This window comes from Methylomonas sp. MS20 (genome assembly GCF_050275925.1).
GTDB lineage: Bacteria > Pseudomonadota > Gammaproteobacteria > Methylococcales > Methylomonadaceae > Methylomonas > Methylomonas koyamae_A.
On the sequence record NZ_CP189962.1, the window covers coordinates 5,383,091 to 5,396,325 of the forward strand.

Here is a 13,235-nt window from a genome sequence, read left to right on the forward strand (position 1 = left end):
TTATGCCGGCTTTTTTTTGGCGTTTTTTTCGATATATTCGATCATCAAGCCGGCGATGTCCTTACCACAGGTTTTTTCGATACCTTCCAGCCCCGGCGAGGAATTGACTTCCATCACCAACGGTCCGCGCTTGGAACGCAGCAAATCCACGCCGCAGACATCCAAACCCATCACTTTCGCGGCGCCGACTGCGGTGGCGCGTTCTTGCGGCGTCAGCCGGACCACGCTGGCGCTGCCGCCGCGATGCAGATTGGAGCGGAACTCGCCTTCGCGGCCTTGGCGTTTCATCGCCGCCACCACCTTTTCGCCGATGACAAAACAGCGAATGTCGCTGCCGGCCGCTTCCTGGATAAATTCCTGCACCATTATGTTGGCGTTCAAACCCATAAAGGCCTGAATCACGCTATGCGCGGCGTTATGCGTTTCGGCCAGCACCACGCCGATGCCTTGCGAGCCTTCCACCAATTTAATCACCAGCGGCGCGCCGCCGACTTCGGCGATCAGGTCTTCGATGTTGTCGGGATTGTGCGCGAACGCGGTAATCGGCAGATCGATACCTTTGCGGGCCAATAATTGGCTGGATGCCAGTTTGTCGCGGGAACGGCTGATCGCCGCCGAGTTATTCAACGTGAACGTGTTCATCACCTCGAACTGGCGCAATACCGCCGTGCCGTAAAAGGTGATCGACGCGCCGATGCGCGGAATCACCGCATCGTAACTCAACAAATCCTCACCCATATAATGGATAGACGGCTTCATCGAGGTGATGTTCATATAGCAATGGGTCGGGTCGAACACCCTGGCCTGATGTCCGCGCGCCGTGGCGGCCTCGACCAGACGCACACTGGAATACAGAGTGGCGTCGCGGGACAGAATCGCAATTTTCATGGCCGCCGGCCGTGGTTAGGGTTGAACCGCGTCGAAATCGGCGACTTGCGGATGCTCAGCATCGAGATTGGGTACTTGCTCGCGCACCAGCCAGCGCGTCGCCATGCCGGCTTCGCGAGCCGCATCCAGTTCTTCGCGTATGTCCGACAGGAATAAAATCCGATCGGCCGGGAAACCCAGCGCGGCGGCGATACGCCGGTAGGAATCGGCTTCGCGCTTGCCGCCGATATGAGTGTCGAAGTAGCCGGAAAACAGCGGCGTCAAATCGCCGAAATCGCTATGGCCGAACAACAATTTTTGCGCCTGCACCGAGCCGGACGAGTACACGTACAGCTGATAGCCCTGGGCATGCCAAGCCTTAAGATTGCGTACCGCATCCTCATAAATGTGACCGGTGAAATCGCCGTTGCGGTAGCCGTCCAGCCAGATCAGGCCCTGCAAGGATTTCAAAGGCGTAATCTTTTGATCGGCGTCTATCCAGGCTCTCAATTGTTCGACAATCGCGGCCCGATCCGCCGTCCCGCCCATCAATTGAGCGGCATCGTCCAACAACGTCCGGACTTGCGGCTCGTCGGCGTGGCTGGCGACATAATCGGCCAAATGCGTCCGCGCGTAAGGAAACAACACCTCCTTGACGAAGGACAGTGACGACGTAGTGCCTTCGATGTCGGTGACGATGGCTTCGATCATAGCGTCGCCAGGTATTGATCCAGAGTCGGAAAGCGCTCGGCAATCTTGTCGCCGGTAAACTCGGCCACCCAGCCGTCCTCGGTCGTGAACAGGCGGATGCATTTGAAATGGGGATGCTCGCCCATATCGAACCAATGCCGGGTGTTGGCCGGTACGCTGATCAAATCGCCTTGCTCGCACAACACCGCGTGGACTTGGTCCTCGACATGCAGATAAAACAAACCCTTACCCTCGACGAAAAACCGCACCTCGAAATCGCTGTGGGTGTGCTCGGATAAAAACTTCTGCCGCAAAGCCTCCTTGTTCGGATGCTCGGCGTTCAGACTGATCACGTCCACCGACTGAAAACCGTATTGCCGTTTCAGTTGGTTGATCGAAGCTTGGTAAGCGCTTAAAACCGTGTCGCTATCGGCATCGGCGCCGAACGCTTGCTCGGCTTGCCAGCGCTCGAATTGCACGCCTAAATCGCGCAAACGATCGGCGATGTCGGCAAACTCGCGGAAGGTGCGGCCTTGATCGGGTTGGCCGGCGGGAAAAATCGTTAAAGCGCTCATAAGCGTGTTACTCCATGTAGGCGAATTTCAATATCGAATAAAAACTCCAGGGCTTCCAAATGGCGCAAGGCATCGTCCACCGACGCGCCCCACGTGTAAAACCCGTGGCCGGCGATGATGTAGCCGTGGACATCGCCGTGGGCATCCATATAGGCCTCGACCCTGGCCGCCAAGCGCGGAATATCCTGATCGTTGGCGAAAATCGGCACGACGATCCGGGTTTCGTGGGTGGCGATGCCGGGCAAGGCCTTCAACAATTCGTAGTCTTCCAGCACGATTTCGTGTTGAAACAGGCGCGCCGTCAGCGTGGCGTTGACCGAATGCGGATGCAACACCGCTTGCACTTGCGGAAAACGTTGGTAAATCGAGGTATGCAGCAAGGTCTCCGCTGACGGCTTCTTACCGTCCAGCGACTGGCCGCGACTGTCGATCAACATAATGTCGTCCGGTTCCAGCCGGCCCTTGTGGCGGCCGGAGACGGTAATCGCGATATTGCCGTCGGAAAGTCTGGCCGAAAAATTGCCGCTGGTCGCCGGCACCCAGCCCTTGCTGTCGATGAAACGGCCGGCGGCAATCAATTGCTCCGCCTTCCGGAAAAATTCGTCGGTCTTGGATGTCATGGAATATTTTGCGGATTGCAAAAGAAGGGAAAGAGTTGGCCTGTAAGCCGGGTTCTGTCGTGAACAGCCATTCATCTAGGCGCTTGATCACCCAAGCGCTCAAGCAATCTACCCAGGAACAGCGCGGGCCACGCCAATGCTCCTCTATTTGATCTTGCTCCGGGTGGGGTTTACCCTGCCACACCTGTTACCAGTTGCGCGGTGCGCTCTTACCGCACCATTTCACCCTTACCGGGTTCGATTCGAACCAGGCGGTATATTTTCTGCGGCACTTTCCGTAGGCTCGCGCCTCCCAGGCATTACCTGGCACCCTGCCCTATGGAGCCCGGACTTTCCTCCCTCCCGCTTGCGCGGAACGGCGACTGTTCGGCCAACTCTGGCGGCGATTATACAGACAAAGCCAAAAAATTGGGCGGGACGAACGCGAAAGGCCGCCAAAACTCAAGCGACCCACTCGGCAATCCGCACGGCGGCGGCGCTGTCGCCCTTTAGATTCGAACGGACGCCGGCTTCCGAGCACCCACGACGGAGAAACTTGCACGCATGGCTTTTTGCGTTACTGGCAAAACGATCAGAATCTAGCGCTTGCCACTCGAATCCCTTCGGCTCCGCTCAGGGAACGCGGGGCGTGTTCCTGGAGCACCTCAGCGCCGCACGTGCCCGAAAGCCGGAGTCCAGCAGAGCCGAAGGGAACAACGGCTAATTTCCCCCGAGCAGCTCACGCGTTCCCAACCATCCGAAACATTCCCCGCTCAGCTGGAGTGCGCTCCCTGAGCGGAGCCGAAGGGAACAACGGCTAATTTCCCCCCGAGCAGCTCACGCGTTCCCAACCATCCGAAACATTCCTCGCGCAGCCGGAGCCCGTTCCCTGAGCAGAGCCGAAGGGAACAACGGCTAATTTCCCCCCAAGCGGCTCACGCGTTCCCAATCACCCGGAACATTCCCCGCTCAGCTGGAGTCCGCTCCCTGAGCGGAGCCGAAGGGAACATCAGTAACGAGCCCCCAAGCGCCAGCAACAAAGCCGGCAAATCGCGGTCTATTCGGTCGGTGTGGCGTGGTGCTGGCTGTGCTCCGGCAACGCCGCGCTACCGTGCTCGGCGATCTGCGCGTCGAACCAATGGTGTAGGGCCGTCAGCAGCGGCGCGTATTCGGTCGAGAAATGGATTTGGCCGCCGTCGGGCAATCGCTTAAAGTCGTAACGAATCTCGCCGGGCTGGGCCGCTTTCATCTGCGCCAAACCGGGCATGTCCGGGCCGTGATAGCGTTCCGTCGACGAAAAGTCGCCTTTCTGGAATTCGGCGGCGGTTTGCCGCAAATAGTCTTGTATCCGCCGAACCTGCTCGGCGTTGCTCGCCGATTTCGCCACGATATGCAGGATGCCGCCGTGGACGGTTTTCGAGAAGGACTCCAAGGCCTGAGCCCTGTCATAAGGCACCGATGGACTATGCGCCGCCGACGGCGGCTCGGCCGTTGGTTTCGCTGCCGCCCCGCCCGCGAACAGGGCAACGATCAATAATAGGATGGTTTTCATGGCCTCCCCCTTGTCGATTCGACATTGCGAACGTTTAAAACAAGAAGACCCGGACTGGCGGCGGTAGTTCAGCCGAACACCAGGGTATCGCCGGCATCCTCGCTTTCATCGAGACTTACGCTTAAAGCCATTTGCTGGCGGCGAGGACCGTTTCGGTTCAATCGAGCAGCACACAGGTCCAAGCTTGCGGCGACTTGGCTTGACCGAGTAGCAAATCGGCCCAAGCACGCGCTTATCCAGCCCTACTTTTGAACCACGTTGGTGCAACGGATGCCCTATTTGGCTTGCGCGAGAACCGCTATCGGTTGACGATTAAAGCGATGTGCCGCAATCGAGCACCGGATTGGCCGGCGCCTCGGCCGATTCGGCTTGGCCTTGCAGCTATTTGGCTTAAGCGACCGCCGATTCGGTCATCGAGCTGGCTTTTCCGCCGGGACATTTGCGCCAATAGGTTGACCGGGATCGCGAATGACAGAGCGCGACCGGCGCTTAGGTTTAGCGGGTTTCCGGAAAGCGGGGCGGTTACGCTAAACAGGCCGACGCTTGCTGCCAAACGCCCACCCCGAATAGCGTTTATTATCGGCGGCTGAAAATGGCGGCCAGCCCGTCACCCGTGGCTCAATACCGTTAAGTTAATCCGGTCGCAGAGCAAAGCCGAAACGAAATGACGGGCTTCGACTCCGTTCGCTGGCTGAGCGGAGTCGAAGCCCCTCGAGCGGCTTACATGGGCTGTCACCGCTTCACTTAACGGCATGGTCCCGAGTCCGGCCGCGGATTCCACCGCGATCCTTAGCGGGCGGGTGGTTCGACTTTAGCCTTGGCGCCGCGATTGATGCGCGCCGCCATTGCCTGGCGCAGCGTTTCCAATGCCGCACCCTTACCGGCAATTTTCAGCGAGGCATAGGCATCCAGACAAAATCTGTAGATGTCGCTGCCCAAGGCCATATCGGTATCGTCGCCCCGCGCCAGCAAATCCCGCAGCCGATGCAAGCGGGGCCGGATTTGATCCAGGCAGTTGAAATCGGCTTGGGCTTCGGACATATTCAGACTGGGCGGCAACGCCTGACTATTCTGCGCGGCCAGCAGCATGGTCTGCCGACAAAAGGCTTCGGTCTTATCGCCCATTTTCAAAATATTGCGGCGCTGCTCGGGCGACAACGACGATAAGTCGGCGAAGTGGCGCTCCAAGGTACTCAAAGCCGCGTCGATCTCCGCCAACGCCACGTCGCTGAAAGTTAACGAAACCAAATTTTGATTCATCTCGATCTCCTACAAAGTTGCCGAATACGCGCACCGACCGCGCCGGTCCGCACAGCAAAAGCGCAGGCTATTTTTCTAAAAGCAAATGGTTTTATATGTTAGATATTGGCGTTTTTTGGGTAAGTCGCGTGGGCTAAGCGAACCTAACCCAATATTGGGAATTAAACTCCCAATGATTACCTTATGGCTTAAAGCGGACATTTGCCGATCACCGCGCTTCGGCTTTAGTAACCGCTATCGAATGGAGAACCGGCTGGTAGCGTATAGGATTGCAATCGGGGCGTGTCTTGTGCGTCGATAAAGAGTTAGCGGAACGAGGAGGTTGGCCCTTGCTGAATCTGAAATTGACGATCTACTGAAGACAAGCTACCCGCTAGCAGCCTGCGCCCGTTTGCTCCATTCGCTACAAAGCTTTCTAAACGAGCGACTACGGTCAAACGCTAGCTGCAAGTCTATTTGCGCGGAAAATGCCGGTTGATCGGTAGTTTCGCCATACGAACGGTTGGTCATGCAAGCCTTAATCCACCCCTTGGCATCGCGCGGCTGTTCAGGATCGACAAGCTTTGCCGAATCATAAGTAAAGCCTCGATATCCCTGCAGCGATTCGGCGGCTGCGATAAACCAGGCCTCGTACTCTCTGTTTGCCAACACCACGGAAATTTTCCGGTGCGGGACGATACTTTCAGCGCGGTGTAAAATCTCTTGACCCAGTTCTGCGGGGCAGTCATCATCCGCGTCGAAAAGAATCAATATCCAGCCCTCGTCCCCGCATTTGTTAGCGGCAAGACTTAAGTGGCGGCGAAATTCGTCCTCTCTGTTTAAAAAGCGGTCGCGACGAACTCGAATCGGATACCCCACATTGACGTATATGTCCGGGGTTAACCACTGGTTGAGTCGCCGTAACAGAATGGGTAAAGCGATGACTTCGCCATCGCCTTCCACAATCGTGGTTACATTGATCACGGCCGACTATCTCCAAATAAATCAGTTTGCTTTTGTTCTTCCAATTCCAGTTGTTTGCGGTCGGGAACCAGTTGATTGAGGCGCAGCAATTCGCCGGCAGAGAACAGCGAGTCTCGAATCATTTGCCGAGAGGCTTCGTCGATGGGACCTATCCGGGTTTCGCCTTTTTCGGAAACCACCGACAATACTGAATCGGCGCTTAACTGCAAATCGTCGAGCAGGTCTGGACTATGGCTGGTAACAATGATCTGAGTTTCTTGCGACGCCCGATTCAGCGCTTCTCGCAAAGCCGAACTTGCCGCCGGATGCAAAGCCGTTTCCGGCTCTTCGATACCAATCAAGGTGGGGGCATAATCCCGGTTACCCTGAAATAGCGCAGCCAATATTCCCAGTGCCCTTAACGTGCCGTCCGACATGTTTTGCGCCAGGAAACGCCAGGGATGCTTAGCGCCGGCCATGTCCTGCCGAAATTCCAAAGTCTCCATCGGGCCAATGGACTTACGCTCCACGCCATGAACCATAGGTACGACGGTTTGCAAATAGTCCTGGATGATGGTCATGCGTTCCGGAGAAACTCTTTCTAAATGACCTATGACACTAGCGATGTTTTCTCCAACCGGCTTTAATAACCTGCCCTCTTGCGGTTTTTGCAGCTCGCGCATTAGCTTGGGATTCAAATTGTAAAATCCCATGGTGGAGAGCAAATCGAAAACCGGACGAAATTCGGTCAAGCCGGAAGCAGCGACCAAGGCCAAGCGGTCGGAGGTCACAGAGGGGAACGTCGACTCGCTAGTGTTGCGCAGTTTACCTTTATCGATCTGGAAAAAAGGGCCTCTACCGATACTTTCCAATACGCATTCCTCGGTCTGCACTTTGTAGCCTTGGCCGGAAAGCGCGCCAACATTGAATGCATAATGTCCTTTTTGCCCGTTAGCAAGCGAGAATTCCAGACGAATGCCGAAATGGTTTGGGTGGCCGCTCGAATATCTGCGCACTTCCGACAGGCCGCCGCGTTCGTTTAAGGCGTTGTCCAACGAACTGGTTAAGGCATCTCGCACCAAGTGTAAGGCGTCGAGGAAATTGCTTTTACCGGAACCGTTTGCCCCAACCAAATAAGTCAGCTGGTCCAATTTTACGTTGCAATAACCGATGCTTTTGTAGTTCCGTAATACGACGCGAGTGATATGGGCATGGGCCATGGGGCTAGGCTCTCTAGAGTGGATATACAACAACAGCGGTCAAACAATTCCGTCATTACGCATATAGCTTTTGGTTGCCGCACAATTGGAGTAACGTTGATTTCAACCTGAAATGCGCAATCTAATCTCAACACTTATTCGAATAACAACTAAATTGTTCTTTCTTGTCCTTGGAAATTATTATACGGACGGGAATTGGATGTGCATCAAGCTTCACTTGATCCCATAAACACACACGATTACGAGTCTGCACATAAATAACAGGCCGAGAATCAATGCAAAGGGCTTGCCGAACATTGATTCGACAAGCCCTTAACTTACAATCGCAACCCCTCGGAATCCGTTCCGTCTAAATCGCCGCTATTCCACCGTCACCGACTTGGCCAGGTTTCTGGGTTGATCGACGTCGGTGCCTTTCAGCACGGCGACGTGGTAGGACAGCAGTTGCAGCGGTATCGTGTAGATGATCGGCGAGATGGCGTTGGCGACGCTGGGCATTTTGACGATTTGCACGTTCTCGTCGGCGGCGTCGCTTTCGGCCAAGTCCTCGTCCATGAACACGATCAACTGCCCGCCGCGAGCGCTGACTTCCTGGATGTTGGATTTGAGCTTTTCCAGCAGGTTGTTGTTGGGCGCGACCGTGACCACCGGCATTTCGGCGTCGATCAAGGCCAGCGGGCCGTGCTTCAATTCGCCGGCCGGATAGGCCTCGGCATGGATGTAGGAAATCTCCTTCAGCTTCAACGCGCCTTCCATCGCGATCGGGTAATGGGTACCGCGACCGAGGAATAGCGCGTTGTGCTTGTCGGCGAAACGCTGCGACAACAGTTCGATGGCGTTATCCAGCTTCAGCACTTTTTCGATGTTGCCGGGCAGGGCGAACAGTTGCGAGACGATGTGTTCCTCTTTCTCGGCACTGAGTTCGAAACGGCGGCCGACCGCGATAATCAGCATCAACAAGGCCACCAACTGGGTGGTGAAGGCCTTGGTCGAAGCGACGCCGATTTCCGGGCCGGCGCGGGTCATCAACACCAATTCGGATTCGCGCACCAGCGAGCTTTCCGGCGCGTTGCAGATCACCAGCGAGTGCTTGACGCCGAGCTTTTTGGCTTCCTGTAACGCGGCCAGCGTGTCGGCGGTTTCGCCGGACTGGGAAATGGTCACGACCAAGGTATCCGGCGCCACGACCGGATTGCGGTAGCGGAATTCGCTGGCGATTTCAATAGCGCAGGGCACGCGGGCGTATTTTTCGAACCAGTAGCGGGCAACCAAGCCGGAATGGTAGCTTGTGCCGCACGCCAGAATCAGCACCGATTTAATTTGGTCGAACACGTCGGCGGCATTGTGGCCGAAAGCGTTATCCTGCAGGCGGTTGTCGATAAAGCGGCCTTCCAGGGTTTCGGAAACCGCCCAAGCTTGCTCGTAGATTTCCTTGAGCATGTAGTGGCGGTATTTGCCTTTGTCGACCGAGTCGGCTTTCAGCTGGCTTTCGATGACCGGACGGACCACACGGCGGCCGGCTTCGTCGAATATCGTGACGCCGTTGATGGTCAATTCGGCCACGTCACCGTCTTCCAGAAAGATGAAGCGCTGAGTGACCGGCAGTAAGGCGGCGATGTCGGAGGCGATGAAGTATTCGCCGATGCCGATGCCGATCACCAATGGGCTGCCTTTGCGGCAGGCGACTAGCACGTCCGGTTGCTCGCAGTCGATCACGCCCAGCGCATAGGCGCCGCGCAGGCTTTTGACGGTTTTACCGACCGCGTCGAGCAAATTGCCGGCAGCTTTCAGCTCTTCGGCAACCTTGTGGACGATGACTTCGGTATCGGTCTCGGAAGTGAATACGTAGCCGTTTTCCTGCAACGCGGCGCGCAGGTGGTCGTGATTTTCGATGATGCCGTTATGTACCACCGCCACTCTGTCCTTGCTGACGTGCGGGTGAGCGTTGCGGGTACTCGGCTTGCCGTGGGTGGCCCAGCGAGTGTGAGCGATGCCGATTCGGCCTTCGATCGGGTCGGCGCCGATTAGCGCTTCCAGGCCCTTAACCTTGCCCAGTTCGCGCTTGCGGAAGATTTCGCCACCGTTAATGACGGCCAGGCCGGCCGAATCATAACCCCGGTACTCCAGACGCTTTAAACCTTCAATCAAAATCGGAACCACGTTGCGTTGGGCAACGCCCGCGACTATGCCGCACATATTATTTCTCCGGCCGACTGCTTTGTTGGGAGTGCGGAGCACTGTCTGTTTCAGGGCCCGCTTGTTTAACCGGTCTTTGCCAACCGGCGATACTGACTTGCTTGACGCGGCTTAGGGTCAATTGCTCGGCGGGGGTGTCCTTGGTAATCGTCGAACCCGCGCCTATCGTGGCGTTTTTGCCGATCCTGACCGGTGCCACCAATTGCGAGTCGGAGCCGATGAAGGCGCCGTCTTCGATGACGGTTTTGAATTTATTCACCCCGTCGTAATTACAGGTAATGGTGCCGGCGCCGACGTTGACCTTGCTGCCGATTTCGCTGTCGCCAATATAGCTCAAATGGTTAATCTTGCTGCCGACGCCGACGTCGGCTTTCTTGATTTCGACGAAATTGCCGATGTGGACCTGCTCGGCCAAGCGGGTTTGCGGTCGCAGACGGGCGAACGGGCCGATCCGGCTGCCGGCGCCGATTTCGGCATCCTCGATGACGCTGTTAGGCAGAATTTCCACGCCTTCGCCGATAGTGGCGTTCTTGATCATGCAATGGGCGCCGATCTTGACGTTGGAGGCGATGCGGTTCACGCCTTCGAAGATCACGTTGATGTCGATGTCGATGTCTTGACCAAGCTCGGCGAAAACGCCGCGCACGTCTAGGCGGGCCGGATCCCGCAAGGTCACACCCTTCTCCATCAGCGCCTGGGCTTGTTCGCGTTGGTAAACCCTTTCCAAATGGGCCAATTGCGCGCGATTATTGACACCCAGCACTTCGTCGGCACTGGCGGCCTGACTGGTTTCTATCGTCAAACCGTCGTCTACCGCCATTTCGATAATGTCGGTCAGATAGTATTCGTTCTGGGCGTTGTTGTTGGACAGCCGTGCCAGCCACTGCTTGAGCTGGCTGCCCTTGCAAGCCAGGATGCCGGTATTGCCTTCGTTGATTTGCGCCTCTGCCTCGTTGGCGTCTTTTTGTTCGACGATCTTGATGACCGCATGATCCTTGTCGCGGACGATGCGGCCGTAGCCGGTAGGATCGTCCAAAGTCACGGTCAGCAACGCCAATGAAGTCAGACTGGCTTTGCGCAACAGGGTTTGTATCGTCTGCGTTTTCAGCAACGGTACGTCGCCGTATAGGATCAAGACGGTATCGCCGTCTTCGACATGGTCGATGGCTTGCTGTACCGCGTGACCGGTGCCAAGTTGCTGCTTTTGCTCTATCCAGGTGGCGTCCAACGCACTCAGGGTTTGTTTAACCGCCTCGCCACCGTGGCCGTAGACGATAAAGATTTGATTGTCCTCTAGCCCGCGGCTAGTTTGGTATACGTGCTCCAGCAATGCCCGGTTGGCGATTTCATGTAGCACTTTGGGCCGAGCCGAACGCATCCGCGTACCTTGGCCGGCGGCGAGTATTATGGTTTTTATCGACATCGTGATTCCTAAAACAAAAAAGCCCGATGACGTCTAGCGCCATCGGGCTGTATTTTTACGCGATTCCGAGCTTACGCGCCACGTTTTCTTAATCTATCCAGAGTCCGTAGCTTCATAACCGCGTCGGCCAATTCGGCCTGCGCGAGGGCGTAGTCGATTTTACCGCTCTTGTCGGACAGCATTTCCTCGGCTTTGGCCTTGGCTTGCAAGGCGGCGGCTTCGTCAATGTCCTTGGCCCTAATCGCGGTGTCGGCCAATACCGTGGCGACATGCGGCTGCACTTCCAGGAAGCCGCCGGTAATGTAAAACGCGTGCTGCTCCTTGTCGCTGATCTTGACCCTGACTTCGCCAGGTTTCAATTTAGTGATCAGCGGTGCGTGCCGCGCCGCGATACCGACATCGCCCATTTCGGCCGGCGCGAACAACATTTCCGCCAAACCGGAATAGATTTCCTGCTCGGCGCTGACTATGTCAACATGGATGGTCATTACCATGATCGAACCCTCCTATGCCGAGTTACATGTTTTTGGCTTTTTCGATGGCTTCGTCGATTGTTCCCACCATATAAAAAGCTTGTTCGGGCAAGCTGTCGTACTCGCCGCTGATAATGCCTTTGAAGCCGGCGATGGTGTCTTTCAAGGACACGTATTTGCCGGGCGAACCGGTAAATACCTCGGCCACGAAGAACGGTTGCGACAGGAAGCGTTGCACTTTACGCGCGCGAGCCACCGTCAGCTTATCTTCTTCGGACAATTCGTCCATGCCCAAGATGGCGATGATATCGCGCAACTCTTTATAGCGTTGCAAGATACCTTGCACGGTTCGGGCGGTTTCGTAATGTTCCTGGCCGATCACCAGCGGGTCCAACTGACGGCTGGTGGAATCCAACGGATCGATCGCCGGGTAAATACCCAACTCGGCAATTTGACGGGACAATACCACGGTCGCGTCCAAGTGAGCGAACGTAGTGGCTGGCGACGGGTCGGTCAAGTCGTCGGCTGGTACGTAAACCGCTTGGATAGACGTTATAGAACCGGTTTTGGTCGAGGTAATCCGTTCTTGCAGAACACCCATTTCCTCCGCCAGGGTCGGCTGGTAACCTACTGCGGAAGGCATACGGCCCAACAACGCCGATACTTCGGTACCGGCTAGGGTATAACGATAAATGTTATCGACGAAGAACAACACGTCACGGCCTTCATCACGGAAAAACTCCGCCATGGTCAGACCGGTCAACGCAACGCGCAAACGGTTTCCCGGCGGCTCGTTCATCTGTCCGTAAACCAACGATACTTTGTCGATAACGTTGGAATCGGTCATTTCGTGATAGAAGTCGTTACCTTCGCGGGTCCGCTCACCAACGCCGGCAAATACCGAATAACCGCTGTGCTCGATCGCGATGTTACGGATCAATTCCATCATGTTCACGGTCTTGCCTACGCCCGCGCCGCCGAACAGGCCGACTTTACCGCCTTTGGCGAACGGGCAAACCAAGTCGATCACCTTGATGCCGGTTTCCAGCAACTCATTGGCTGGCGCTTGATCGGCGTAAGAGGGCGCGTCGCGGTGGATAACCCATTTTTCTTTCTCGCCGATAGGCCCTTTTTCGTCGATGGCGTCGCCGAGGACGTTCATGATACGGCCCAGCGTGGCTTGGCCGACCGGTACCTTGATCGCTTCACCGGTGTTGCTGACGCCGGCGCCGCGTTTCAGACCGTCGGTAGAACCCATCGCAATCGTGCGAACCACGCCGTCGCCCAATTGTTGCTGGACTTCCAGAACCAGACCGCCGTCAACATTCAACGCGTCGTATACTTTCGGCAGGTTTTCGCGCGGAAATTCCACGTCGACGACCGCTCCGATGATCTGAACGATTTTACCCAAACTCATTATGTCGTCCTCTTTAAAAAT

At 56.3% G+C, this 13,235-nt stretch carries 12 protein-coding genes and 1 other RNA gene; all 13 read right to left on the reverse strand.

The genetic code is table 11. The features are described 5' to 3' along the window. The 13 genes from rimK to atpD all read right to left on the reverse strand — a co-directional run bounded on the left by rimK (position 1) and on the right by atpD (position 13,214). Positions 1–888, reverse strand: coding sequence for a 30S ribosomal protein S6--L-glutamate ligase (rimK, locus tag ACQE3D_RS24010; protein WP_064028416.1), 888 nt, complete (start codon positions 886–888; stop codon positions 1–3). 15 nt (positions 889–903) lie between these two features. Then, entirely contained in the window at positions 904–1,578 is a 675-nt protein-coding gene (mtnC, locus tag ACQE3D_RS24015; protein ID WP_313731002.1) for an acireductone synthase, read from the reverse strand. Then, entirely contained in the window at positions 1,575–2,132 is a 558-nt protein-coding gene (locus ACQE3D_RS24020) for a 1,2-dihydroxy-3-keto-5-methylthiopentene dioxygenase (RefSeq protein ID WP_313731001.1), read from the reverse strand. The genes mtnC and ACQE3D_RS24020 overlap by 4 nt, the downstream gene beginning before the upstream one ends. Then, positions 2,129–2,752, reverse strand: a complete 624-nt coding sequence (locus ACQE3D_RS24025; protein WP_083386211.1) for a methylthioribulose 1-phosphate dehydratase — start codon at positions 2,750–2,752, stop codon at positions 2,129–2,131. Before ACQE3D_RS24025 ends, ACQE3D_RS24020 begins: the two co-directional genes overlap by 4 nt. A 27-nt stretch (positions 2,753–2,779) precedes the next feature. Next, positions 2,780–3,130: RNase P RNA component class A (rnpB, locus tag ACQE3D_RS24030), an RNA gene on the reverse strand. A 658-nt stretch (positions 3,131–3,788) separates the two neighbouring features. Continuing rightward, positions 3,789–4,283, reverse strand: a complete 495-nt coding sequence (locus ACQE3D_RS24035) for an aspartate carbamoyltransferase (protein WP_071160750.1) — start codon at positions 4,281–4,283, stop codon at positions 3,789–3,791. A gap of 789 nt (positions 4,284–5,072) precedes the next feature. After that, a complete protein-coding gene (locus ACQE3D_RS24040; protein WP_313730999.1) occupies positions 5,073–5,543 on the reverse strand; it encodes a hypothetical protein in 471 nt (156 codons plus the stop codon). A gap of 366 nt (positions 5,544–5,909) precedes the next feature. Then, positions 5,910–6,506: a DUF4276 family protein gene (locus tag ACQE3D_RS24045; RefSeq protein ID WP_071160752.1), complete on the reverse strand. Its 597-nt coding sequence runs from the start codon at positions 6,504–6,506 to the stop codon at positions 5,910–5,912. Then, complete coding sequence (locus ACQE3D_RS24050; protein WP_313730997.1) at positions 6,503–7,705, reverse strand: AAA family ATPase; 1,203 nt, start codon at positions 7,703–7,705, stop codon at positions 6,503–6,505. The genes ACQE3D_RS24045 and ACQE3D_RS24050 overlap by 4 nt, the downstream gene beginning before the upstream one ends. Positions 7,706–8,065: 360 nt before the next feature. Then, positions 8,066–9,901, reverse strand: a complete 1,836-nt coding sequence (gene glmS / locus ACQE3D_RS24055) for a glutamine--fructose-6-phosphate transaminase (isomerizing) (protein ID WP_313730995.1) — start codon at positions 9,899–9,901, stop codon at positions 8,066–8,068. A gap of 1 nt (position 9,902) precedes the next feature. After that, positions 9,903–11,324: a bifunctional UDP-N-acetylglucosamine diphosphorylase/glucosamine-1-phosphate N-acetyltransferase GlmU gene (gene glmU / locus ACQE3D_RS24060; protein ID WP_313730993.1), complete on the reverse strand. Its 1,422-nt coding sequence runs from the start codon at positions 11,322–11,324 to the stop codon at positions 9,903–9,905. Between the two features lie 71 nt (positions 11,325–11,395). Beyond that, positions 11,396–11,818 carry a F0F1 ATP synthase subunit epsilon gene (locus tag ACQE3D_RS24065; RefSeq protein ID WP_064028288.1) on the reverse strand — a complete coding sequence of 141 codons (423 nt, stop codon included), beginning with the start codon at positions 11,816–11,818 and terminating at the stop codon, positions 11,396–11,398. Between the two features lie 22 nt (positions 11,819–11,840). After that, complete coding sequence (atpD, locus tag ACQE3D_RS24070) at positions 11,841–13,214, reverse strand: F0F1 ATP synthase subunit beta (protein WP_064028291.1); 1,374 nt, start codon at positions 13,212–13,214, stop codon at positions 11,841–11,843. Positions 13,215–13,235 lie beyond the last annotated feature (21 nt).

Excerpts from the sequence above, each read along its gene's own strand:
- rimK (WP_064028416.1), bottom strand. The coding sequence starts at position 888 with ATGAAAATTGCGATTCTGTCCCGCGACGCCACTCTGTATTCCAGTGTG.
- mtnC (WP_313731002.1), bottom strand. The coding sequence starts at position 1,578 with ATGATCGAAGCCATCGTCACCGACATCGAAGGCACTACGTCGTCACTG.
- ACQE3D_RS24020 (WP_313731001.1), bottom strand. The coding sequence starts at position 2,132 with ATGAGCGCTTTAACGATTTTTCCCGCCGGCCAACCCGATCAAGGCCGC.
- ACQE3D_RS24025 (WP_083386211.1), bottom strand. The coding sequence starts at position 2,752 with ATGACATCCAAGACCGACGAATTTTTCCGGAAGGCGGAGCAATTGATT.
- ACQE3D_RS24035 (WP_071160750.1), bottom strand. The coding sequence starts at position 4,283 with ATGAAAACCATCCTATTATTGATCGTTGCCCTGTTCGCGGGCGGGGCG.
- ACQE3D_RS24040 (WP_313730999.1), bottom strand. The coding sequence starts at position 5,543 with ATGAATCAAAATTTGGTTTCGTTAACTTTCAGCGACGTGGCGTTGGCG.
- ACQE3D_RS24050 (WP_313730997.1), bottom strand. The coding sequence starts at position 7,705 with ATGGCCCATGCCCATATCACTCGCGTCGTATTACGGAACTACAAAAGC.
- glmS (WP_313730995.1), bottom strand. The coding sequence starts at position 9,901 with ATGTGCGGCATAGTCGCGGGCGTTGCCCAACGCAACGTGGTTCCGATT.
- glmU (WP_313730993.1), bottom strand. The coding sequence starts at position 11,324 with ATGTCGATAAAAACCATAATACTCGCCGCCGGCCAAGGTACGCGGATG.
- ACQE3D_RS24065 (WP_064028288.1), bottom strand. The coding sequence starts at position 11,818 with ATGGTAATGACCATCCATGTTGACATAGTCAGCGCCGAGCAGGAAATC.
- atpD (WP_064028291.1), bottom strand. The coding sequence starts at position 13,214 with ATGAGTTTGGGTAAAATCGTTCAGATCATCGGAGCGGTCGTCGACGTG.